Here is a 22,973-nt window from a genome sequence, read left to right on the forward strand (position 1 = left end):
GCATCCTCAGGTCAACCAAGGGCACGGGAAAACAGCGGAGGTTGTCGGTGCACCTGCGCACAGTTTTGGCACTCTGCCTGATTATTCTCGCCGCGCCTGCACAGGCCGTTTCCCTGCTGCGCGATCCCGACATCGAACATGCCCTGCGGCGTCTGGCCTCGCCCGTGCTGCAGGCCGCCGGGCTCAGCACGCAATTGCCCATCATCGTGGTGGATGACAGCAGCCTGAATGCCTTCGTGATCAGCCGCGATGCGATCTTCATCCATTCGGGCATGATCCTGCGCACCGCCTCCGCGTCGGAACTTCAGTTCGTCATCGGGCACGAGGCCGCGCATATCGCCAATGGCCACATCACCCGCCGCGCCCTGAACCTGGAACACAGCGAACGGATCGCCAAGCTCGGCCTTGCGCTTGGCATCGCGGCGGCGGCCGGGTCTGGCAACAGCGCCGCCGGCGCGGGGGTGGCCTTCGGCATGGCCAGCACCGCGCGGCGCATCCTTTACGGACATACCCAGGCGGAAGAAAGCAGCGCCGACCTGACCGCGATCCGCTGGATGTCCCTGGCCGGGCTGGACACCGGCGGCGCGGTGACGCTGATGCAGGTCTTCTCCGGGCAGGAGCTCCTGTCCGAAGGGCGTCAGGATCCCTACGCCCGCTCCCACCCCCTGTCGCGCGACCGGCTGCGGCGGCTGCAGGCCCTGGCCGACAGCTATGGCGGCAAGGGGCAGAACCGCACCGATGACGCCTACTGGTACGAACGCGCGAAGGGAAAGCTCTCCGCCTTCATTCGCAATCCGAAGTGGACGGAGGCGCGGGCGGGCGAAAGCCCGGCGCGGGATATCGAATACATGCGCCTTGCGGTGGTGAAGCACCGCCGGTCGGACTGGCGCGGTGCCGTGGCGCTAATGGACCAGGCGCTGGCCCTGCGCCCGGGCGATCCCTACTACCTTGAACTGAAAGGGCAGATCCTGCTGGAAGGGCGCCAGTTCGCCGCGGCGGAAACCGCCTACCGGGCCGCCGGCACCGCGGCGCCCGGAGATCCCCTGATCCTGGCAGCCCTCGGCCACGCCATGGTCGTGCAGGGGGGCGATGCGCGTCTGCGCGCCGCCCTGCCGGTGCTGGAACGAGCCCGCGCGCTGGACTATCGCAACGGCATGGTCCTGCGCGATCTCGGCTCCGCCTATGCGCAGCTGGGCCAGCCCGGCATGGCCGCCCTGTCGGTCGCCGAACGCCACGCCCTCTCCGGCCGCATGAAGGATGCGCGGATACAGGCGGAACGCGCCTCGGGCCTGCTGTCGCGAGGCTCCCCGCCTTGGCAACGCGCACAGGATGTGCTCAATGCCACGAAGGAGGATGACTGATGCAGCCCCTCCGCCCTCTTTCGCACCGGGCGCCCGCCCGGCGGCTTCGCCCCCCGGGCACTCCGGTTCCGGGGCAGCCCCCCGGGTCAGACACCGATCCTGATGCCAGTCTCCGCGCCTGACGCCAGACACCTACCCTGATGCCCGCACCTACCTGATGCCAGACACCTACCCTGAGAAAGAACGATGATGTCCCACCGCACCTCCCGCCCGTTCCTGGCCGCAACCGCAGCCCTCGCCATGGGCGCCGCGCTCTTCCTGCCCCAGGGCCCTGCCCTCGCACAGGAAAGCATCCCCGGCACCACGCCGCTGACCGGCGCCGAACGGGACCAGTTCCGGGCCGAGGTCCGCGCCTACCTCCTCGAACATCCCGAAGTCCTGATGGAAGCCATCCAGGTCCTGCAGGACCGTCAGGCGCAGCAGCAGGAAGCGGCCCAGGTCGATATGATCGCCGCCAACCAGGACGCGCTCTTCAACGACGGCTATTCCTGGACCGGCGGCAACACCGAAGGGGACATCACCCTGGTGGAGTTCATGGACTATCGCTGCGGCTACTGCCGCAAGGCCTTCGAAGAGGTCGAGGAACTGGTCGGCAGTGATGGCAACATCCGTTTCGTGCTGAAGGAATTCCCGATCCTGGGCGACGACAGCGTCGCGGCCTCCCGCGTGGCAATCGCCACCCGCCTGGTCGCGGGCGACGATGCCTACAAGGCCATGCATGACGCGCTGATGGCCTACAACGGCGGCTATGACGAGGTCTCGATGACCCGCCTTCTCAGCAGCCTGGGGATCGAACCGGCGCCGGTGATCGACGCGCTCGACGATCCGCGCATCAACCAGGAAATCCAGGCCAACCGCGCCCTGGCGCAGACGCTGCAAATCTCCGGCACGCCCACCTTCGTGCTGCCCGGCACCGTCCTGCCCGGCTACGTGCCGCTCGACGGCATGCGCTCCATCGTGGCGGAGCTGCGCGACAAATGAGCCGCCCCTCCGGTCGACCCGCGGCCGTGCAGCCCCGGCAGGGCCGGAGGCGGCCACAGCGGCGGGGGCACACCCCCGCCTGCCGCATGCTGCTCACGGCCCTCCTGGCGCTCCCGCCACTTTGGCCCGCGCTCTCGCCCGCCCCCGCCATGGCCCAACAGAGCACACAGGACAGCACACCGGGCCTCTGGCAAAAACTCTCCGCCTCGCCCGGGCTCTTCGCGGCAGAAATGCGCGCCCTCCTGCTCTCCCATCCGGAGTTGATAGAGGAAACCCGCGCCGAGGCGCGCCGCCTGATGGCCGAAGATGCCGCCTCCGATCTTTCTGCCGAAATCGCCGGGGACCTGGACGGGATCGGTGCCAATCGCGATGCGCTCTTCGCGCCCTCGCCGCGCGGGTTCGGCGCGGACGGGCCCGCGGCGATCACCCTGTTCACCTCCGCCGCCTGCGCCGCATGCTTCGCCGCGGAACAGGCGCTGCAACAGCTGGCCCAGGACATGCCCGGCCTTCGGGTGGAACTGCGCAGCCTGACCGATCGCCCGGCCGACCTGCTGGAACGCGCCCTTCTGGATGCCAGGGGCCCCGCCGCGGCGGGTGCCTTCCGCGCCGCCCTGGCCCAGGCCCCGGACAGCGATCCGGCCCGCGTGCTGGACGCCCTGGGCGAAGACACCGCCTCGCTCACCGCCGCCGCCAACAGTGCAGAGGTCCGCAACGAGGTAGAGGCCGAAGCCACCCTCGCCCGCCAGCTGGACCTGGACACGGCCCCTTCCTACGTCATGCCCGACAGACTGATCCGGGGTGCCATGCCTGCGGTCGTGCTGCGGCGCTACCTGGGCGAATGACGGCCATTACAGCAGGATTTCCGCACCGGCGCGGCGCGCCATCGGCGATCCTGCGCCGCCGCCGCATCTTCATGCCTGCGCCTATCCCACCCGACAAAATTCGTGCTAAGGTTGCCAGATGGAATCTGATGCAACTCCGAACAGGCCCCGGCGGTTCTCCGACCGGCTCCTGGACCTTCTGGTGCTCTTGCCCTTGGCCCTCTGGCAGCTGGGCAAGGCCCTTTTCGGCATCGCCATCGGACTGCTGATCGTCCTGCTGTTGCTCAAGGGCAGTTGATCGGGCTGATCAGGGGCGCCCCGCGCGGGCACGCCCGGATCCCCCCTCACCAGACATGGACCCCGCGCAGGGTCTTGCGCCCGACCTGACCCGGCCCGGCGCGCCTATTCGGCGGCCTGCGCTTCCACCGCGCCGGTCTCGATCGCCTCGGCGCGTTTTTCCACTTCCTCGACGATATGGTCGATCATCTGGGCATTGCTCATCTTGTGGCTGGCCTTGCCCGCCAGATAGACCATCCCGCTGCCCGCACCACCACCGGTGAAGCCGACGTCGGTCATCAGCGCCTCGCCGGGGCCGTTGACGACGCAGCCGATGATCGACAGCGACATCGGCGTCTTGATGTGCTCCAGCCGCTTTTCCAGCGTCTCGACCGTCTTGATCACGTCGAAGCCCTGCCGCGCGCAGCTGGGGCAGCTGATGATGTTCACGCCCCGGTGGCGCAGGCCGAGGCTCTTCAGGATCTCGTAGCCCACCTTCACCTCTTCCACCGGATCGGCGGAAAGGCTCACGCGCAGGGTGTCACCGATCCCCATCCACAGCAGGTTGCCCATGCCGATCGCACTCTTGATCGTGCCAGAAGTCAGCCCGCCCGCCTCGGTGATGCCGAGGTGGATCGGCGCATCGGTCTGCTCCGCCAGCATCTGGTAGGCGGCGGCGGCCATGAAGACGTCAGAGGCCTTCACGCTGATCTTGAACTCGTGGAAATCATGGTCCTGCAGGATCTTGATGTGATCCAGACCCGACTCCACCATCGCATCCGGGCAGGGCTCGCCATATTTTTCCAGCAGGTGCTTTTCCAGCGACCCGGCGTTGACGCCGATGCGGATGGAACAGTTGTGGTCCTTGGCGGCCTTGATCACCTCGGCCACGCGCTTTTCATCGCCGATGTTGCCGGGGTTGATCCGCAGGCAGGCCGCACCCGCCTCTGCCGCCTCGATGCCACGCTTGTAGTGGAAATGGATGTCGGCCACGATCGGCACGGGGCTCTCGCGGCAGATCTCCTTCATCGCGCGGGCGCTCGCCTCGTCGGGCACGGACACCCGGACGATATCCGCCCCGGCCTCGGCCGCGCGGATGATCTGGTCCAGCGTGCCCTTCACATCGGTCGTCACCGTATTGGTCATCGTCTGGACCGAGATCGGAGCACCGCCCCCCACGGGCACATTGCCCACCATGATGCGGCGGCTCTCGCGCCGGTCGATGTTGCGCCAGGGACGGACGGGATTATGCGACATGGGACAGGCCTTCTCGTTGCGCTGTGCGGCAGGGATACGACAGTGGGCGAAGGGGTGCAATGCGCCGCCCGGCGCGCAGCTTACAGATAGGTGCACAGGCCCCGCGCGACCAGTGCCGCCCCCCCCGTCACATTGCCCCCGGCCATCACTGCTGCCATCACTGCGGCTTGCGCCACTCCATGACATGAAACCAGGGCATGCGCCGCAGCCGGGCCACCCGGGCCGGATCGCCACCATGGGGCGCGGGTTCCTCGAAATGCAGCAGGTGCAGCCCCTGCGCCAGCAGCGCCTTCATGTAATCCTCCATCGGGCGATGCCAGTTCAGGATCCGGATGCCCGCCCATTCCTGCCATTCCGCCCGGGCCTCCAGGTAGTTGTCGATCGCGTAGTGCAGCCGCCGGCCCTGTGCGTCCTTCACCCAGTGTCCGGCAGTCACCATCGGGTTGAGGTTGGCAATCAGCAGGCTGCCGCCGGGGCGCAGCACCCGCGCCATCTCCGCCACCGCATCTTCCAGGCCGTCGATATCGATCAGGGTCAGGTAGCTCACCACCAGGTCAAAGCATTCCGCCGGAAATGGCATCGCCTCGGCCCGCCCGGCGATGTAGCGCCCGCCCGGATCCAGCGCCTGCGCCCGCGCCCGCAGCGCCTCCACTGGCTCCAGCCCCGTGACCTCCAGCCCCTCCGCCGCCATCACCCGCGCAAACCGACCCTCGCCACAGCCGACATCCAGCGCGGCCAGATGGCCCTGCTCCTGAACCCGGCCCCCAAATCGGCCCCTGATCCGGCCCAGCATCACCCGGTCCAGCACGAACTGGCGCGCGAAATCCCCTGCCTCTCCCTGCGCGGCCATCCAGGCCCCGGCAGAGGCATCCCAGCCATTATTTCCGCTCATCACCCTGCCCTCACCCTTCGCAAGGGCGCCCGTCTAGGCCGCACCGCGGGGCGCATCAAGTGAACCTTCGGTGACAGGACGGCAAAACGCCCGGACCATGGGCCCGGGCGCTTGCTGGAAATCAGGTCTGGCGGCCCGAGAGGGACCTCGAAGCGGGGCCTCAGTCGGCCACCACGTCTGCCTCGGCCACGGCGATCATCTTCTCCGCCTCGGGATCCAGCGACAGATCCGCCAGGGCGTAGTTGGTCTTCAGATCATCCACCGACAGCGCGACATTGCGAATGGTATTGGTGCCCTGCCCGGCCGGGCCGTAAAGCTGCCCGTCCACCTGGAAGTAGATCGACCCGGACATGCCCGCGCGCAGCACCGGCGCCTCTTCGGTATTGGGCAGCTTGTAGCTCTCGCCCGCGTCCAGGATCTTCTCGAACAGGATCGTCCCGTCGGATCCCTGCACCCGCACCCAGGCGGGGCGCACGGCCACGAGGGAGACACCCGGCTTGGCCGCGGCCACGACCTGCGGGCTCGTCGGCGTCGCTTCGGCCCCTGCATCGCCGCCGTCCAGCCCCAGGGCCATGGCGACAGCACGGTCTTCCTCGCTCACCACGCCCGTTTCCGGGCTGGGCAGCGACGGCGCACCGGCGCTGGCAAAGGTGCCGACCTGCGAAGGGTTCAGCGTGGAAATCGGCGCATCGCGCGAAACCACCACCGGCACGTCCAGCGCCTTGGGCCGGTAGAGCCGGTCCATCCCGTCGCTCGGCGGGTTGAACACGCCAGAGGCCGCATCGGCGCTCTGGACCGGGTCCTCCACCACGCGGGTGGCGCCTGCCAGCGGATCCAGGTCCGCCAGCACGTCCGGGGTATTCTCGACCGGGGCAAAGCGCACGCGCTGCACTTCGTTCAGCACGGCATAGCCGCCATAGGCCAGCCCGCCGATCACCGCCAGCAGCACCAGGGAGGAGCCGACAGCCGCCGGTTCGATCTTCGACAGCCAGCTTTCGCCCTGCGGGATGAACGGGGTGTTGGGATCGGTGAAGGGGTCGCTGCCGCGCTTTGCCTTCCGGCTCTCGACCCGCTGCTCCGGCTTGGAGCGCGAGGAGGCCTCGGCCGACATGCCATGGGCGGTGGTGAACCCGCTTTCGGCGCAGAACTTGGCATAGATCTCGTCCGGGGGCAGGCCCAGGTAACGCGCGTAGGACCGCACGTAACCGGCAATGAAGCCCGGCGTATCGAAGGCATCGGGATCGGCATTCTCGATCGCGGCAATGTAATTTGCCTTGATCCGCAATTCGCGCTGAACATCCAGCAGCGACTTGCCAAGGGTGGCCCGCTCGCCGCGCATCATGTCGCCGAGGCGTAGTTCGAAATCGTCGAAACCTTTAGGTTCGGTGTTAGCCTGGTCTTTGACAGGCTGTCTCCGCCGCATCATCCCGCTGCCCCATCTGCCTTACGGAAGTCCGAAATCCCCCGATTCGGATCCTCTTCTTTGTTTAGAAGACGGTAACATGTTTCAAGCTATTTGGTGCGGCCAAGGCGCGTCATCCGCCATATTTAGGCGTTCTTTCGCCAAGCTCACAGCACACACGTTAACGTTTACGCGCCCGGTCGTGATCGCGACCGGCAGCCACCCGCCGAACGCCCTTGGCAAGGATCCGGCCCCGATCCCCCCCCAGCCACCCCACGGCCGCGGGCATGGCGCCCCGCCCCCCACGCGGCAGACTTGGCGCAAGGCCCCCGACGCTCCGACCAGACCACGACACGAAAAACCCCCGCGCCGTTTCCGGTGCGGGGGTCTGTATATCTTGCCAGGTGGTGCGGCATCCCGGAACGGGCCCGATCACTCAGGCCCGGACAGGTGATCAGCCCGCCAGTTCCTGCCGGTTCAGGGCGCAGTGGGACCACAGCGTATCCATGGCACGGATCAGCTTCTCGGTCTCCAGCGGGCCGTGCACGGGGCTGGGGGTGAAGCGCAGGCGCTCGGTGCCGCGCTTCACGGTGGGGAAGTTGATCGGCTGAACGTAGATGCCGTGATCTTCCAGCAGCATGTCCGACAGCATCTTGGTGTGGACCGGGTTGCCGACGATGACGGGCACGATGTGGCTGCCATGGTCGATCAGCGGCAGGCCCAGCGCCTTGAAGCGGGTCTTCAGGATGGCGGCGCCCTCCTGGTGCTTGTCGCGCAGCGCCTGGTCGGTCTTCAGGTGCTTGATCGAAGCCGCGCAGCCTGCGGCAACCGCCGGCGGGATCGAGCTGGAGAAGATGAAGCCCGGCGCATAGCTGCGGATGGCATCGACCATCTTGGCCGAGGCCGCGATGTAGCCGCCCAGCACGCCAAAGGCCTTGGCCATGGTGCCGTTGACGATGTCGATCCGGTGGACGTTGTTGTCACGCTCGGTGACGCCGCCGCCGCGCGGGCCGTACATGCCGACCGCGTGGACCTCGTCGATATAGGTCAGCGCGTTGAATTCCTCGGCCAGGTCGCAGATCTCGTCGATGCGGCCGAAATCGCCGTCCATGGAGTAGACGGATTCAAAGGCGATCAGCTTCGGCGCGGCGGGATCGTCGGCCTCCAGCAGCTCGCGCAGGTGTTCCACGTCGTTGTGGCGGAAGATCCGCTTGGCACCACCGTTGCGCCGCACGCCCTCGATCATCGAGGCATGGTTCAGCTCGTCCGAGTAGATGATCAGGCCCGGGAACAGCTTCGGCAGGGTCGACAGCGTGGCGTCATTGGCGACATAGGCAGAGGTGAAGACCAGCGCCGCTTCCTTCTGGTGCAGGTCGGCGATCTCCGCCTCCAGCGCCTTGTGATAGAGCGTCGTGCCGGAGATGTTGCGCGTACCGCCCGACCCCGCACCCGCGGTGTCGATGGCATCATGCATGGCCTCCAGCACCACCGGGTGCTGCCCCATGCCCAGGTAGTCATTGCCGCACCACACGGTCACCGGCGTCTCGGTCCCGTCGGGACGGCGCCAGGTGGCGTGGGGGAAACGTCCCTTGTGGCGGACGATATCGATAAAGGTCCGGTAGCGTCCCTCTTCGTGCAGCTTGCCGAGTGCCTGGTCCAGTTGGGCTTCGTAAGTCACGGGCTTGGTCTTTCCTTGCTTCGTATACACCTTGGCGGGCCGCTGCCGGTCGTCTTTGCGCGTTTCTTCGCTCGAATGCGGGACCCTTCCATGGGGGTCCCCTCTGTCCTCGGTCCGTCGTTTCCTGGTCCGCCTCACGGCGGGCCGCCTCGGGTCCTCCCCCCGGGTTTTCACCCCTCGGGCGGTTCGGGTCTACCATCGCCCTCCCGACTTTGGAATGAAAATAAGTTCATCACTCCCATAGGAGAGCGTTACAAAATGACGCGTCCGGCAACTTTGACATGGGTCAAGCAACAAAAAGCGAGATCCACAGTCTGCCAAAAGTTCATCCAGACAGTCAAAAGCCCTGCCGGATCAAGCGGCAAAGGGCTTTGCGTTCCTCCTCGCCACCGTTTCTACTACGGGATGGGCCCGACCCGTGGCATCTTTTCACAAGTACTTGAGGTATTTTTTCTTCACCTTTTCGATCACCACACCCTTTCACCCCCGGCCGGCTCCGCCCGACCGGGGTTTTTGCCACCCCTCAGCGGCCCCGCCGAAGGCATCCCGGCCGCTGCGTCCCGTTGGCTGCTGGACAAGCCCCCGCCCTTTGCTAGGTTTCGCGCGAGCAATTGAAGGAGCCCCCCCATGTCCGCCGAATCCCAGCTGGAGCCAGTGCTCTCCCGCATCGACTCCGATCTTTCCGCCGCCACCGAACGGCTGATGGAACTCCTGCGTATCCCGTCGATCTCCACCGATCCGACCTACAAGGCCGATTGTGAAACCGCCGCCGACTGGCTGGTGGCCGATCTCACCTCCATCGGCGCCGATGTTTCCAAGCGGCCCACCCCCGGGCACCCGATGGTCGTCGGCCACGTCGGCCCCGAGGGCGATGACGTCCCCCACCTCCTCTTCTACGGCCACTACGACGTGCAGCCGGTCGACCCGCTGAACCTCTGGGACAAGCCCCCGTTCGAGCCGGAGATCCAGGATACCGCCAAGGGCCGCGTCATCCGCGGTCGCGGCTCCTCCGACGACAAGGGCCAGCTGATGACCTTCGTCGAGGCCTGCCGCGCCTGGACGCGGGAACACGGCGCCCTGCCCTGCCGCATCACCTTCTTCTTCGAAGGAGAGGAGGAAAGCGGTTCCCCCTCCCTCGTGCCCTACATGAAGGAGAACGCGGAGGAGCTGAAAGCCGACTTCGCGCTGATCTGCGACACCGCCATGTTCGACCCCGAAACGCCCGCCATCGTCACCATGCTGCGCGGCATGCTGGGCGAGGAGCTGACGGTGACCGGCCCCGACAAGGACCTGCATTCGGGCTTCTACGGTGGCGCAGCCATGAACCCGATCCGCGCCCTGTCCAAGGTCATCGCCGCGCTGCATGACGACGAGGGCCGCATCACCATCCCCGGCTTCTACGACGGTGTGCCGGAACTCCCGGCAGAGCTGATGTCCCAGTGGGACGGCCTCGGCTTCGACGCGGGCCAGTTCCTGGGCGACGTGGGGCTCTCGGTGCCCGCCGGCGAACAGGATCGAACGCCGCTGGAAATGGTCTGGTCCCGCCCCACCTGCGAAGTGAACGGGATCTGGGGCGGCTACACCTCCGAAGGGTTCAAGACCGTGCTGCCCTCCAAGGCCCACGCCAAGATCTCCTTCCGCCTCGTGGGCACCCAGGACCCGCTGAAGATCCGGGAGAACTTCCGCGCCTACGTCCAGTCCCTGCTGCCCGCCGACTGCAAGGTCGAATTCAAGGCGCACGGCGCCTCCATGGCCAGCCAGATGGATATCTCCGATCCGGCCTTCGAAAAGGCCCGCGGCGCCCTGACCGACGAATGGCCCAGCACCGCCGCCTACATCGGCTGCGGCGGCTCGATCCCGATTGCGGGGCATTTCAAGAAAATCCTCGACATGAATGCCATGCTGATCGGCTTCGGACTGGAAGATGACGCCCTGCATTCGCCCAACGAGAAATACGATCTTAACTCCTTCCATCATGGAATCCGCAGCTGGGCCCGTGTGCTGGACGCGCTGAGCCGCTGAACCTCCCCGCGTCTTTCCCCGGCCCCGGCAACTCGCCTGGATCCGGAGGAAAGACGCCATGGCACTCAATATCGAGGAAGAGATCGACGCCCGCCTGCATGCCATAGAGGCGGAGCCCTATGCCTCCGCGAGCGTGGCCGACGTGCGGCGTGAAATCATGCTGGTGCAGGACATGATCCATACCACCGGGACAGAGGCCGCGCCCGCGCTGCGCGGCCTCTCCCAGATAGAGCTGACGGGCATCGCCACCCCCAACTCCCAGGCCACCCGCGGCATCCTGCGGTTCCGCCGGCCCGAAGACCTGAAGGCGCCCTATTACAAGGACGCGGATCAGACGATCCGGCTCTGGCTCGACGTGGCGCATCTCGACCACGTGCTCTACCAGCTCCAGCACCGCAAGCGCTGGCTCTGGATCGGCACCTGGCCCGACGGGTTCACCTATGCCGACCTGCACTCCCGCCCCTGATCACGGCTCCTGATCACCCGCCCAAAGGTGGATTGGCATCCACCCTACAAGCGCCCGTTGGGTGGATGCCAATCCACCATCCCCCACACCATCCCCCACATCGCGCGGCCCCCAAACCTCACACCCACCGCACGCCCCCTTAACCTTCGCCTTCGCGCGCCAAAACGCACCGACGCGATACCGACGTAATACCGACGTGATACCGACATCGCGATTTTCGAGGTTTTTCAGCGATTAACCCGGGTTTTCGCGCCGAGTCGCTGCACTGCAGTACCGACGTGGGGTTCGCAGCCGTAGGGCGGGGTTAACCCCGCCACCGGCTCACGCCCGCCACTCGCCTGCGCCCAGGCTCCACCGGCACGCCGAAAACCCGGCCCCGGACGCCCCGGGCTCAACCCCGGGCCCATACGCAAACTCGGCCCCAAACCAGGACCCAGAAACGACAAACGCCCCACAAGGGGGCGTTTCATCGTGTCACTGATGGGGTAGAAGTGGCGCGGTTGACGGGGCTCGAACCCGCGACCTCCGGCGTGACAGGCCGGCACTCTAACCAGCTGAGCTACAACCGCGCGTGAGGGGTGGAATACTTATAGCCCCCGATCCCGTCAATGGGAAAATGCACGAAAAACGCCCCCCGGCCCCGTCTTTTTTCCGCGCCTCCCCGCGCCGCCCTTCCCACGGGGTTTTCCCGCCAAAGGCCTGGGCCCAAACGCAAAAAACGCCCCCAAAAGGGGGCGCTTTCTAGGACGGTGATGGCGCGGTTGACGGGGCTCGAACCCGCGACCTCCGGCGTGACAGGCCGGCACTCTAACCAGCTGAGCTACAACCGCTCTCTCACCGTGGGGGGCGTTCTATGCGGAGGGGCCGGAGGCGTCAAGCAGGAAAAACCCATGCTTTCGAAAAAACATGCAAGCCCTTGGAAAGACGCAGACAAACCCGCGATTTCCTGCCGTCACCCCCGGCCGCCGGGTTCAACCGGGCAGCGCGTGGAACCGTCGGGCGAACCAGGCGGAAACCGGGGCATCGGCCTGGCTGCGCAGGCCCACGATCTCGGCAAAGATCACCTCATGCGTGCCGATGGTGCGGCGCTCCGACACCTGGCAGTCGAAAGAGGCCACCGCCCCTTCCAGCACCGGCGCGCCGGTCACCAGGCTGGACCAGCCCGCGCCCTCGAACCGCGCCTCCATCGGGGTGCGACCGCCGAACCGCATCGCCAGATCCTCGTGCACGGGGCCCACGGTGTTCACGCAAAGCACCGGGTTGCCCAGGAAGGCCGGCGCGGCGGAAGACGCCCGGTTCAGGCAGACCAGCAGGGTCGGCGGCGTGTCCGTCACCGAACAGACGGCCGAGGCGGTGAAGCCTGCCCGCCCTGCCGGCCCGTCGGTGGTCACGATGTTCACCGCGCCCGCCAGGCAGGCCATGCCGTTGCGGAACTCTTCCTTGCTGACATGGGGATAGCTCATCGCCCTCTCCTTTCCTCTGTGCCCCTCAGGGCCCTCTTTCCGAAGAAGCGACGGATCGACGGTCAAGTCCAGCCTCTCCTGCGCGCGACCGATCGTGCGCCAGCGCAAAGGTTTCAGAAAGGATTGCCGCTAACCTCCCCCTCAACCTGTCATGTCCACGCCAGCGCCCCGACGCGCGCAGGCACCAGGTTGGTCCTCCCCCATCGCCCCACAGGCGGCCCGCCTCCAGCCTCCCGAACGGCTCCACAGCTCCGCTTCCGCCCGAAATCCATACGTACACATATATCTCGGCAGCCCGTCAGCCAGCGCCCACCTTTCAACGGTGGCGAAAATTCCACCTTTGATATCAGTTGGATCCCCGACCGACCGCGGCACTGGAAGTGCTCATGCTTCCCGCCTTTACCCGGGGCATCCCAACGCCTGCATGTCTCCGCCGCTCAGGATTTGTGCACTTTTCCGGCGGCCGGAAATCCCTTCCCCTACAGGCCCGCTCCCGGGAAATTGCCCCCGAACACCTCCGGCCGCCCCGGTCGCCCGGCGCGAATTTAAACAACAGATGTTTTCTCCCCCCGCGGCATCTGCCACTAATGGGAAGCGGATCCCGGGCAGCAAGCACCGGTTCCGCCGAACGGCCCCCACGGCTTCCGGGTGCCGCGCGTATTGTCCCGTCGGAGGCCGAAGGACGATTACATGTGTTGTGTTGTGAAGACCTGGTGGGTGATGAGGGACTCGAACCCCCGACATCTTCGGTGTAAACGAAGCGCTCTACCAACTGAGCTAATCACCCGCCGGCCGCCGAATTACTCCAAGCCGTGCAGGGGACGCAAGGGGGTGACATGACAAATCCTCCATTCATCGTATTCACCGACCTCGACGGCACCCTCCTCGACCATGAGGACTATGCCTACGCCGCCGCCCTGCCCGCCCTGGCACAGCTTCGGGCGCGCAATGTGCCGGTCGTGCTGGCCTCGTCCAAGACCGGGCCGGAAATCCACGCCCTGCGGGACGAACTGCGCCTGTCGGCCGCGCCGGCCATCGTGGAAAATGGCGCAGGCCTGCTGATGCCGAAGGAGGCTCCGCCCGAACGTGGCGAAACCTACCTGCGCCTGCGGGCCCTGCTGGAAGAGGTTGATCCGGCCCTGCGTGAAAAATTCAACGGTTTCGGGGACATGGGTCCCGAAGGCGTGATGGAGGATGCAGGCCTGCCGGAACACAAGGCCCGCATGGCCTGTCAGCGCGCCTACTCCGAACCCGGCATCTGGACCGGCAGCCACGAGGAAAAGACCGCCTTCATCGAGGCCCTGTCGACCCTTGGCATCACCGCCCGCCGCGGCGGTCGCTACCTCACGCTGTCCTTCGGCGGCACCAAGGCCGACCGCATGGATGAAGCCGCAGCCCTCTTCGGCGCGCCGCATTCCATTGCCCTGGGCGATGCCCCGAACGACCGGGAAATGCTGGAACATGCCGACATCGGCGTGATCATAGCCAATCCGCACGGCGCCCCGCTGCCCGAACTGAAGGGCGAACGCGACGGCGCCATCCTGCGCAGCACCAAACCCGGCCCTTCGGGCTGGAATGAAATGATGCTGAAGTTAATATCCAGACTGACCTGACTGACCACGGGGGGCCCTTAGGTGGCTGACTTTCACCAGAACGGCAATATTGCCACCATCCACAACCTGCGCACCCGCTCGTCGGAGGATATCACACGCGAACTGACCAGCTACGGCGCCAGCCGGAAGATTTCCCTCGTCCTGCCCTCCCTCTATTCAGAGCTGGAAGGCGATGCGCTGCCCAATATCATCAAGGAGTTGTCGGAGGTTCCCTACCTCCACCGCATCGTCATCGGCCTCGATCAGGCGACGGAGGAGCAGTACCGCCACGCGCGTGAATTCTTCTCGGCCCTGCCGCAGAACCACGTGGTGATCTGGAATTCCAGCCCGCGCATGACCGCCATCCAGGACCGCCTGACCGCGCTCGGCCTCGGCCCGATCGAGAACGGCAAGGGCAAGAACGTCTGGGGCTGCCTCGGCTTCCTGATCGCCTGCGCCGACAGCTCGGTCGTGGCGATCCACGACTGCGATATCGTCACCTACGAAAAGGACCTGCTCAACCGGCTGGTCTACCCGGTGGCGAACCCGTCGTTCCCCTACCAGATTTCCAAGGGCTACTATTCCCGCGTCGGCAACAACAAGATCAATGGCCGGGTCAGCCGCATGCTGGTCTCCCCCATCCTGATCGCGCTGAAGCGCACCATCGGGGACCGCGATTACCTCGACTACCTGCGCGCCTTCCGCTACCCGCTCTCGGGCGAAATGGCGATGCGCACCGGCATCCTGCCCGACCTGCGCATCCCCTCGGACTGGGGCCTGGAAATCGGTGTCCTTTCAGAGGCCTGGCGCAACCTCGCCCCCAAGTCTGTCTGCCAGGTGGAGATCGCGGACAACTACGACCACAAGCACCAGGACCTCTCGCCCGAGGACAAGACGAAGGGCCTGTCGCGCATGTCGATCGACATCTGCAAGGCCATGTTCCGCAAGCTGGCCGCCGACGGCACCGTCTTCAACGAAGAAGTCTTCCGCACGCTGAAGGCCACCTACTACCGCTCCGCCCTCGACCTGCTGGATTGCTATTACAACGATGCCAAGGCCAATGGCCTCTACATCGACCGCCACGCAGAAGAAGGCGCGGTGGAACTCTTCGCCGAAAACATCATCGAGGCCGGTCACATGTTCCTCGACAACCCGTCGGAAACACCCTTCATCCCGACGTGGAACCGGGTGCATTCGGCGGATCCGGACCTGATGTCGGACATGCTGAAGGCCGTGGCCGCTGACCTCGAAGAGTTCAAGTAGATCCCCCGCAACGGGCCATGCTCCACAGGGTCACGAAATGCAGACAGGGCAGCGATCTTCCCGCTGCCCTGTTTTCGTTTTGCCTTGAACTGTGGTGACTTAGCCGCGGTTGGTGATCCAGCGGCACTGGTAGGGCGCGAAACGGATGGGCGCGCCGCCGGTGGCGATTTCCTCGTCCGTCAGAAGGTCCACCCAGTCTTCCCCGTCGATCAGGTTGATCGCCATAGGGTCGATTTCCATGTCGTCACCCGACACGTTGTGCAGGGCAAAGATCGACTGGTCGCGGTCCAGGCTCTGCCGCCACAGGCCGAAGATGCGGTCGTCCAGCTGCAGGGTGAACTGCGTCGCATTGGGGTGGAAGGCCCGCTGGCGGCGGCGCACACCGATCCTGCGGCGCATTTCCTTCAGCACCTGGTGCTGGTCGGTCGCCGGATCGTCCAGCCGCGCCTGCAGGGCCTCATAGTCCCAGCGGTGGCGGTTGATCGCACGGTTGTGGCCCGATTTCTCCACCCCCTCCTGATCGTTCGGCGTGGCCAGCAGCGAATGGATGTAGAAGGCCGGGATCCCTTCCAGCGCCATCACCAGTGTCTGGGATGCCAGGAACCGCTGCACCTGGTGTTCATCCTCGCCCTTGAAGGTCCCCTTCATCGCCTCGAACCAGGTGATGTTCAGCTCATAGGGCGCCTCGCCCCCGCCCGGCAGGGCGCGCATCGACACGCGACCGCCGAAACCCTTCATCGTATCAACGATCTGCGCCTGATCCTCCGGCTTCAGGATGCCCTCGGCCGGGCGCATGCCGATCCCGTCGTGGGAGGCGGTGAAGTTGAGGTAGGCACAGCCCAGCTGCGCCGGCGGCATCGTCGCCTGCCAGCGGATCAGGTTCTTCGCCGTCCCTGCCAGCATCGCGTGCAGCACCAGCGGCGGCAGCGAGAAGTTGTAGACCGCATGCGCCTCGTTCCGGTTGCCGAAATAGCTGAGGTTCTCGGCATTGGGCACGTTGGTTTCGGTCAGCAGGATCACCGGCTCCGCCGCGAAATCGGCAAACAGCCGCATCAGCCGCACGATGGCATGGGTCTGCGGCATGTGGATCGACTTGGTGCCGATCTGCTTCCAGATGAAGGCCACGGCATCCAGCCGGATGATCCGCACGCCGTTGTCGACGTGCAGCCGCATGACCCGCAGGAATTCCTTCAGCACCTCCGGATTGCGAAAGTCGAGGTCGACCTGGTCGTGGCTGAAGGTGCACCAGACATGGCGCACCCCGCGAGATGTGTTCACCTCCCGCAGCAGCGGATGGGTGCGCGGGCGGACAACGTCGCTCAGATCGTCATCGGGCGAGGCCTCGAAGAAGAACTTGTCGAAGGGTTCGTGCCCCTGTCTGTAGGCGTTGAACCAGGCAGAGCTGGAGGACACGTGGTTCAGCACTAGGTCCGACATCAGCAGGAATTCCGATCCGATCCGCTTGATGTCCGCCCAGTCGCCCAGCACCGGGTTCACCGCGCGGTAGTCGGTGACCGCGAAACCGTCATCGCTGGTCCAGGGGAAGAAGGGCAGGATATGCACCCCGTTCACGACCCCGGCCAGGCGGTTGTGCAGGAAATCCCGCAACAGATCGAGGGGCTTATGCACCCCGTCTACGATCGAATTGCCGTAGGTGATCACCAGGGCGTCCCGTTCGGACCACTGCCGGTTGCCCGGCACGCGGCCCCGGCGACGGCGCGTCGTGCCATCGGGCCAGAAGGCCTCCGCCAGCTCCTCCGCAAGGGTCTCTGCGTCATGATCGGGATAGATCTGGCGGACCAGTGTCTCGAGCTTGTGGTGAAAGGTCGAGGAGGCTTCGGCGGTCATGTGGGATGATCTCCATGTGACGTCTTCATGACTTCACAGATTGAGAGACGACTTTCAAGCATCCTGCACCCCGCCGCCACCCGGGTCTACCAAAGCGTGACAGGAAATGGCCTTCGCTTGTGCATCGGGCGCTTCTGCATCGGGCGGACGCCGCGCCGCCGATCACGATGCCCCGCACCGCCCCCGGCTACCGACATCGGGCTCTGGTCGCCTGCCCCGGCCGACAACCACCCCGGGGCGGGTGGAAAATGACTGTCCGTCAGGCGGTTGCCAGCGCCAGGCCATCCACCACGGCGGTAAAGGCTTCGGACCGGCGCAGCTGCGCACCGGGGCAGATCCCCTGCGCCTCCTCCTGCACCATCGACATCAGGCTGGAGCCCCCAACGAGGATGACCGAGCTTACCTGAGCAGGCATCACGCCCGCCGCCATCATCGTTTCATAGATCGCACCGCGCAGCGCCTCGCGGGCTTCCGACAGGGCACCGTTGACGGACCCTGCCGTGACGCGGGCAGACAGGCCCCGCTCGATCATGCCCATGGCGATCTGCCCAGCCTTCTCCGGCCCGTTCGCGGCGATCTTGCCCCGTTCAACCGCGAAGGCCAGTTCATGGCCCAGTTGATCCTCGATCACCGTGGCGAGGCGCTTCATCGGAACCGGCTCCACCGCGTGCGCTTCCATATCGGCCACGGCGCGGCGGGTTTCGGCACTGTAGAGAAACGGGATTGTCGCCCAGGTCGACAGGTCCACGTAGATCGGCTTGGGCACCGGCAACAGCCCTTCGCCCAGGGTGCGGCGCAGCTGCCCGCCCAGCCCGAGAAGCGGCATCGCATGGGTCATCGACACGGCATGGTCAAAGTCCGTCCCGCCCAGCCGGATCCCGTGACTTGCCAGGATCGCGATCCCGTTGCCCTCTGCCCGGAAGAGCGTGAAATCCGAGGTGCCCCCGCCGATATCGACGATCAGGCCAAGCGCCCCCGGCCCCCCGTCACCCAGGCTTGCCAGCGCAGCGGCCTCCGGCTCGTACATGAAGGAGATCTCTTCGAACCCGGCCGCCTCGTAGCAGCCGCGCAGGTCCGCTTCGGCGCGCGCATCACGCTCCGCATCCGCGGTGTGGAAATGCACCGGCCGCCCCGACAGGACGCGCGTCATGCCTTGCCCGGTCTCCTGCTCCGCCCGGCTGCGCATGGCCACCAGGAAGCTCGTCACGATCTCTGCCAGGGTACGCCGCTTTCCGCCAACCAGCCGCTTTTCATGGAAAAGCCCGGTGCCCAGAACGCTCTTTAGGGCGCGCATGTAGCGGCCCTCGTCGCCCTCGATCAGCGCTTCCGAGGCCGCGGCCCCGATCAGCATCTGGTTGCTGTCTGCCGGGAAGAAGACCGCGGTCGGCAGCGTTTCCTCGCCCGCTTCGATATGGATGCGCCTGATCTTTCCGCCCTCCAGAACCGCCGCGGCGGAGTTGGAGGTGCCAAAGTCGATGGCGAGCACGGGGCCCGCAGAAGAAGCGGTCATGGGAAGGTCTCCGGAGCAGAAGAGCCTGCCGGGCTACTGCATCGGAGGACGCGGTGCAAGAGGTTGCAGGGCTCAGCCCATGTCCATCAGTGCGCTCAGCACATCCGAACGGCGCAGCATGCCAAGGACGCGCCCATCTTCCACCACGGGAAAGATCCGGTGGGGGCACTGCATGAAGGCCTCGGCGGCGGTGATCAGGTCATCCGAGGGGGCGACGCTCACGGCATCTGCGGTCATGTTCTCGGCCACCGTGCCCTTCCATTCCTGGTAGTAGGAGGCGTAGAGCGCGGGGCGGAAGCAGTCCTTCTGGGTCAGGATACCGATCAGCATACCGCTCTCGTCCACGACGGCCGCTGCGGCGGCCCTGGCCTCCACCAGCAGGGCCGCCGCGCGGCGCATTGGCATCTCGGGGGTGACCTCCACCCAGTCGGTCTGCATGATGGCGGCGACACGGGCCTCGGTCGTCATGCCTCGCCCTCCTCTCTGGCGCGGTTGGGACAGAAATCACAGGCGACACGCTTCCCGCAGGACACCGCCCCCCCGCAGGACGTCTTCACCGGTCCGCGTCCGAAGGCGAGGCCAAGCGCAAGCCCCCCCGCAGCCAGCAGGAAGATCAGGAAGACAAGAAGCAATTCCATGGCCACCCCCTACACAAGATGGTCCGCGAAGGCGCCGGTGACCTCCCGGTGCAGGCCGTTTGGCCCTGCCGAAAGGAAAAGCGTATCAAGACCGGCCGCCCGTGCCAGCGCGGGCCCCGCGTCGCCCGCCGCGAACAGGGCGGTGGCCCAACCATCCGCCTGCATCGCAGTTTGCCCCAGGACCGAAACCGACAAGAGCCGCGCGTCCACCGGCGCGCCTGCCTGGGGATCGATTATGTGGGAATAGCGCCGCCCGTCCAGGTCGTAGCCCTGGGTCTTCACCCCCGAGGTCGCAACGCTCCGTGTCAGGGTAAGCACCGCCGCCAGCCCCGGTTGCCCCGCGCGCGGATCTTCCACCGCGACATGCCAGGCACGGCCCGTGGGATGCCTGCCCCGCGCTGTCAGCTCCCCACCCAGGTCGATGACGAAACTGTCGTGCCCGGCCGCCTGAACCAGCTCTGCCATGCGATCGAGGGCATAGCCCTTCGCGATGCCGCACAGGTCCAGCGTCAGCCCCGGATGCGACTTGGCGACACCGCCCGCCTCCGCCGCGAAACCGCGCCAATCGGGGCGCTGATCACCCTGGATCGGGCCAAACCCCCAACGCGCGACAAGCGGCCCCACGGAAGGGTCGAAGTGCCCGCCACTGTCGCGAGCCAGCTCCAGCGCGGCGCGCGTTACCGTCATCGCCTCCTCCGGCAGGGCACAATTGCCCGCCCCGGCCCGGTTGAGGCGGGAGATATCGCTGTCAGGCCGCCAGGGCGACATTTGCCTGTCGACCTCTGCCAGAAGTGCGGCCAGGGGGCTCCTCAGGCGGTCCACGCCGGCCCCCGCGGGCAGGGTCACCTGCCATTGCGTCCCGAAGGCGCCGCCGCGCAGGATCTCCGTCCCGGCTCCCGCCCGAAGCAATCCGGGCGCCGCCAGCAGGGCCAGGGTGCCCGCAGATCCCGCCAGGAAGCGGCGGCGGCTTTGGGTCTGCTCTTGCTGCTTCATCATGGCTCAGCCTCCGAAATCGTCCTTGAAGATGTTCTGCGGCTCCACCCCCAGCCGCTCCAGCGTGGCCAGCACGGCAGAGATCATCACCGGCGGCCCGCAAAGGTAGTATTCGCAATCCTCCGGCGCGGGATGTCCTGCCATCGCGCGCCGGACACTGTCGTGGATGAAGCCCGTCGCGCCCGTCCAGCGATCCCCGGGGGCGGGATCGGACAGGGCCGGCATCCAGCTGAAATTCGGATGCGCCTCGGCGATGGAATCGAACTCTTCCACGTAGAACAGGTCCGCGACGGAACGCGCGCCGTAGAAGTATCGCATCTTCCGCCCCGTCCCGAGGCCGATCTGTTCGTGGATCATCGCCCGAAGCGGCGCCATGCCGACGCCCCCGCCGATAAAAACCATGTCCGCTGCAGTGTCCTGCACGTGGATTTCCCCGAAGGGCCCCGAAACCTGGACCAGATCACCCGGCTGCCGGGCAAAGAGCCAGGAGGACACCTGCCCTGGCGGGATTTCCTCCTCCCGCCCGGCGGGTGGCACGGCCAGGCGGATGTTGAACACCACCTGCCCCGCCTGGGTATCCTGCGGGCGCGACGCGATGGAATAGGCCCGGGTCACCGGGCGCAGCGCATCGGCCACCAGCGTGTCCCACCGGGCCATGTGCCAGGCATCGCGGAAGGCCTCGTCGACCGGCATGGCGGAGAAGTCCAGCTCGTAGGCCGGGGCGGAGAGCTGCATGAAGCCGCCGGCACGGAAATTGAACTCATGCCCCTCCGGCAGTTGAAGGACCAGTTCGCGGATCAGCGGAGCCATCATGCGGTTCGACACGACCTCGCATTCGAACCCGCCGCCGCCGGACAGGAATTCATCGGGAACCGTCACGGAACAGGGGCCGCGCAGCTGGGTCTGGCAGGCCAGCCGCTTGCCTGCCTTGCGTTCTGCCGCAGACAGGATGCCACGTTCCGTCGCGCCCGCTTCGCCGGCGCCCTCCCCGTCCACGATCACACGGCACAGGCCGCAGGTGCCCGACCCGCCACAGCCCGCCGGAATGCCGATACCTGCCCCATGCAGCACGCCAAGCAGGCGATCGCTGCGCTGCGCCTCGATCTCCCTTGAACCGTTGACCCTCACGCATATCGCCGCCTGCGGCACCAGGCGGCGCCGGGCGAAGAGCAGGCCAAGTGTCAGCCCCACGACCAGCAGGACAACGATGAGGGAAGCCAGGAGGATCTCGTCGGTCATGGCGCGGCCATCTGGGCAAAGGAGGAAAAGCCGAGCGACATCAGCCCGGCGAGGACGAAGGTGATGCCCAGCCCCCGCAGGCCTGCGGGCAGATCGGCATAGGCAAGCCTGGCGCGGATCGCGCTGAGCATGATGACCGAAACAGCAAAGCCCGTGCCACCGCCCAGGCCAAAGACGAAACTTTCCGCCAGGGAGTAGTTGCGCTCGACCATGAACAGGCTTCCCGCAAGGATCGCGCATTGCACGGTCAGCAGTGGCAGGAAGACCCCGAAGGCCGCGTGGACCTTCGGCATGAACCGGTCGAGCAGCATTTCGAGCAGCTGCACGATCGCGGCGATGACGCCGATGAAGGCAACGAGGGCGAGATAGGACAGGTCGATCTCGGGATAGCCCGCCCAGGCCCAGGCGCCGGGCGCCAGCAGGAAGGCATAGATCACCTGGTTCAGGGGCGTTGTCACCGCCATCACCGCAATCATCGCGATGCCCAGTCCCACGGCCGTCTCGGGACGTTTCGACAGGGCCAGAAAGGTGCAGAGGCCAAGAAACAGCGTAAGCGGCAGGTTCTCGACGAAAGCGGCAGAGAGGAAAAGGGACCAGAGCGCGCTCATTCCGGCACCTCTGTCGTATCCGGTGCGGTGAATTCAGCCGGCTCCGCCTGTTCCGGCCAGATGCTGCGGATACCCCAGACAAGCCCCCCCAGGATGAAGAAGGCCGAGGGCGCCAGCAGCATCAGCGAAAGCGGCGTGAACCAGCCCCCCTGTTCGACCAGCGGCAGCACCTGAATGCCAAGCAGGCTGCCTGCGCCGAAAAGCTCCCTCAAGGCGCCGACGATGCACAGGATCAGGGAATAGCCCAGCCCGTTGCCGAAGGCGTCGATCATCGCAGGTACGGGCGGGTTCAGGCGGGCATAGCTTTCGGTGCGCCCCAGCACGAGGCAGTTGGTGGTGATCAGGCTGACGAAGACGGACAGGCTCCGGCTGATCTCGAACAGGTAGGCCTGCAGCAACTGGTCGATGACGATCACGAGCGAGGCCACGATGACGATCTGAACGATCAGCCGGATGGTGTCCGGGATATGCCGCCGGATCAGGCTGATAATTCCCGCCGACAGGACCAGCACGACCGTCAGCGAACCGGCCATGGTCAGCGCCGTCGGCAAGGAAGTCGTGACCGCAAGCGAGGAACAGATACCGAGGATCTGCAGCGTCACCGGGTTTTGCCGGATCAGCGGATCCGTGAAGGTGGACCAAAGGGGGGACGGCGCGGTCATG

Annotated in this window: 21 protein-coding genes and 3 tRNA genes; 8 read left to right on the forward strand and 16 right to left on the reverse strand. The window is 66.2% G+C overall.

What is annotated here, in order from left to right:
* The first annotated feature begins 47 nt into the window (after positions 1–47).
* From AC2IR1_RS14610 to AC2IR1_RS14625, 4 genes are all read left to right on the forward strand, one after another.
* A complete protein-coding gene (locus AC2IR1_RS14610; protein WP_486472703.1) occupies positions 48–1,361 on the forward strand; it encodes a M48 family metalloprotease in 1,314 nt (437 codons plus the stop codon).
* 189 nt (positions 1,362–1,550) lie between these two features.
* Positions 1,551–2,342, forward strand: a complete 792-nt coding sequence (locus AC2IR1_RS14615; RefSeq protein ID WP_486472704.1) for a DsbA family protein — start codon at positions 1,551–1,553, stop codon at positions 2,340–2,342.
* A gap of 149 nt (positions 2,343–2,491) precedes the next feature.
* Entirely contained in the window at positions 2,492–3,184 is a 693-nt protein-coding gene (locus tag AC2IR1_RS14620; protein WP_486472705.1) for a thioredoxin domain-containing protein, read from the forward strand.
* A gap of 118 nt (positions 3,185–3,302) precedes the next feature.
* Positions 3,303–3,461 carry a hypothetical protein gene (locus AC2IR1_RS14625; protein ID WP_486472706.1) on the forward strand — a complete coding sequence of 53 codons (159 nt, stop codon included), beginning with the start codon at positions 3,303–3,305 and terminating at the stop codon, positions 3,459–3,461.
* A gap of 104 nt (positions 3,462–3,565) precedes the next feature.
* Here AC2IR1_RS14625 and ispG read toward each other — a convergent pair whose 3' ends face one another.
* The 4 genes from ispG to hemA all read right to left on the reverse strand — a co-directional run bounded on the left by ispG (position 3,566) and on the right by hemA (position 8,668).
* Entirely contained in the window at positions 3,566–4,696 is a 1,131-nt protein-coding gene (gene ispG, locus AC2IR1_RS14630) for a flavodoxin-dependent (E)-4-hydroxy-3-methylbut-2-enyl-diphosphate synthase (RefSeq protein WP_486472707.1), read from the reverse strand.
* Positions 4,697–4,853: 157 nt separating this feature from the next.
* Positions 4,854–5,588, reverse strand: a complete 735-nt coding sequence (locus AC2IR1_RS14635; RefSeq protein ID WP_486472708.1) for a class I SAM-dependent methyltransferase — start codon at positions 5,586–5,588, stop codon at positions 4,854–4,856.
* Positions 5,589–5,748: 160 nt separating this feature from the next.
* A complete protein-coding gene (locus AC2IR1_RS14640) occupies positions 5,749–7,014 on the reverse strand; it encodes a helix-turn-helix domain-containing protein (protein WP_486472709.1) in 1,266 nt (421 codons plus the stop codon).
* Positions 7,015–7,444: 430 nt separating this feature from the next.
* The gene (gene hemA / locus AC2IR1_RS14645; RefSeq protein WP_486472710.1) at positions 7,445–8,668 is read right to left on the reverse strand and encodes a 5-aminolevulinate synthase; all 1,224 of its coding nucleotides are present in this window, start codon (positions 8,666–8,668) and stop codon (positions 7,445–7,447) included.
* 627 nt (positions 8,669–9,295) lie between these two features.
* Here hemA and AC2IR1_RS14650 point away from each other — a divergent pair.
* On the forward strand, positions 9,296–10,690 hold the full coding sequence (locus AC2IR1_RS14650; protein ID WP_486472711.1) for a M20/M25/M40 family metallo-hydrolase: 1,395 nt from the start codon (positions 9,296–9,298) through the stop codon (positions 10,688–10,690).
* A 58-nt stretch (positions 10,691–10,748) separates the two neighbouring features.
* A complete protein-coding gene (locus tag AC2IR1_RS14655) occupies positions 10,749–11,156 on the forward strand; it encodes a hypothetical protein (protein WP_486472712.1) in 408 nt (135 codons plus the stop codon).
* Between the two features lie 492 nt (positions 11,157–11,648).
* Here AC2IR1_RS14655 and AC2IR1_RS14660 read toward each other — a convergent pair.
* The 4 genes from AC2IR1_RS14660 to AC2IR1_RS14675 form a co-directional block, all read right to left on the reverse strand.
* Positions 11,649–11,725: transfer RNA gene (locus AC2IR1_RS14660), tRNA-Asp, on the reverse strand.
* A 184-nt stretch (positions 11,726–11,909) separates the two neighbouring features.
* Positions 11,910–11,986, reverse strand: a tRNA-Asp gene (locus AC2IR1_RS14665).
* A 141-nt stretch (positions 11,987–12,127) separates the two neighbouring features.
* The gene (locus AC2IR1_RS14670; protein WP_486472713.1) at positions 12,128–12,619 is read right to left on the reverse strand and encodes a flavin reductase; all 492 of its coding nucleotides are present in this window, start codon (positions 12,617–12,619) and stop codon (positions 12,128–12,130) included.
* Between the two features lie 711 nt (positions 12,620–13,330).
* A tRNA-Val gene (locus AC2IR1_RS14675) sits at positions 13,331–13,406 on the reverse strand.
* 49 nt (positions 13,407–13,455) lie between these two features.
* On the opposite strand from AC2IR1_RS14675, the gene AC2IR1_RS14680 reads away from it, so the two are divergent.
* Positions 13,456–14,232, forward strand: coding sequence for an HAD-IIB family hydrolase (locus AC2IR1_RS14680; protein ID WP_486472714.1), 777 nt, complete (start codon positions 13,456–13,458; stop codon positions 14,230–14,232).
* A 21-nt stretch (positions 14,233–14,253) separates the two neighbouring features.
* Positions 14,254–15,474, forward strand: a complete 1,221-nt coding sequence (locus tag AC2IR1_RS14685; protein WP_486472715.1) for a glycosyltransferase family protein — start codon at positions 14,254–14,256, stop codon at positions 15,472–15,474.
* Between the two features lie 99 nt (positions 15,475–15,573).
* Here the strand turns inward: AC2IR1_RS14685 and AC2IR1_RS14690 are convergent, their stop codons facing one another.
* The 8 genes from AC2IR1_RS14690 to AC2IR1_RS14725 form a co-directional block, all read right to left on the reverse strand.
* Positions 15,574–17,322 carry a sugar phosphorylase gene (locus AC2IR1_RS14690; protein ID WP_486472716.1) on the reverse strand — a complete coding sequence of 583 codons (1,749 nt, stop codon included), beginning with the start codon at positions 17,320–17,322 and terminating at the stop codon, positions 15,574–15,576.
* A gap of 259 nt (positions 17,323–17,581) precedes the next feature.
* The gene (locus AC2IR1_RS14695; RefSeq protein ID WP_486472717.1) at positions 17,582–18,832 is read right to left on the reverse strand and encodes an Hsp70 family protein; all 1,251 of its coding nucleotides are present in this window, start codon (positions 18,830–18,832) and stop codon (positions 17,582–17,584) included.
* 72 nt (positions 18,833–18,904) lie between these two features.
* Positions 18,905–19,300: a CBS domain-containing protein gene (locus AC2IR1_RS14700; protein WP_486472718.1), complete on the reverse strand. Its 396-nt coding sequence runs from the start codon at positions 19,298–19,300 to the stop codon at positions 18,905–18,907.
* On the reverse strand, positions 19,297–19,470 hold the full coding sequence (locus tag AC2IR1_RS14705; protein ID WP_486472719.1) for a hypothetical protein: 174 nt from the start codon (positions 19,468–19,470) through the stop codon (positions 19,297–19,299). The genes AC2IR1_RS14700 and AC2IR1_RS14705 overlap by 4 nt, the downstream gene beginning before the upstream one ends.
* 9 nt (positions 19,471–19,479) lie before the next feature.
* A complete protein-coding gene (locus tag AC2IR1_RS14710; RefSeq protein ID WP_486472720.1) occupies positions 19,480–20,466 on the reverse strand; it encodes an FAD:protein FMN transferase in 987 nt (328 codons plus the stop codon).
* Between the two features lie 3 nt (positions 20,467–20,469).
* A complete protein-coding gene (gene nqrF / locus AC2IR1_RS14715) occupies positions 20,470–21,702 on the reverse strand; it encodes an NADH:ubiquinone reductase (Na(+)-transporting) subunit F (RefSeq protein WP_486472721.1) in 1,233 nt (410 codons plus the stop codon).
* Positions 21,699–22,310 carry an NADH:ubiquinone reductase (Na(+)-transporting) subunit E gene (nqrE, locus tag AC2IR1_RS14720; RefSeq protein WP_486472722.1) on the reverse strand — a complete coding sequence of 204 codons (612 nt, stop codon included), beginning with the start codon at positions 22,308–22,310 and terminating at the stop codon, positions 21,699–21,701. The genes nqrF and nqrE overlap by 4 nt, the downstream gene beginning before the upstream one ends.
* Positions 22,307–22,972, reverse strand: a complete 666-nt coding sequence (locus AC2IR1_RS14725) for an NADH:ubiquinone reductase (Na(+)-transporting) subunit D (protein ID WP_486472723.1) — start codon at positions 22,970–22,972, stop codon at positions 22,307–22,309. Before AC2IR1_RS14725 ends, nqrE begins: the two co-directional genes overlap by 4 nt.
* Position 22,973: the final 1 nt, after the last annotated feature.

The sequence above is a fragment of the Pseudooceanicola sp. NS-SX8 genome (assembly GCF_057380755.1).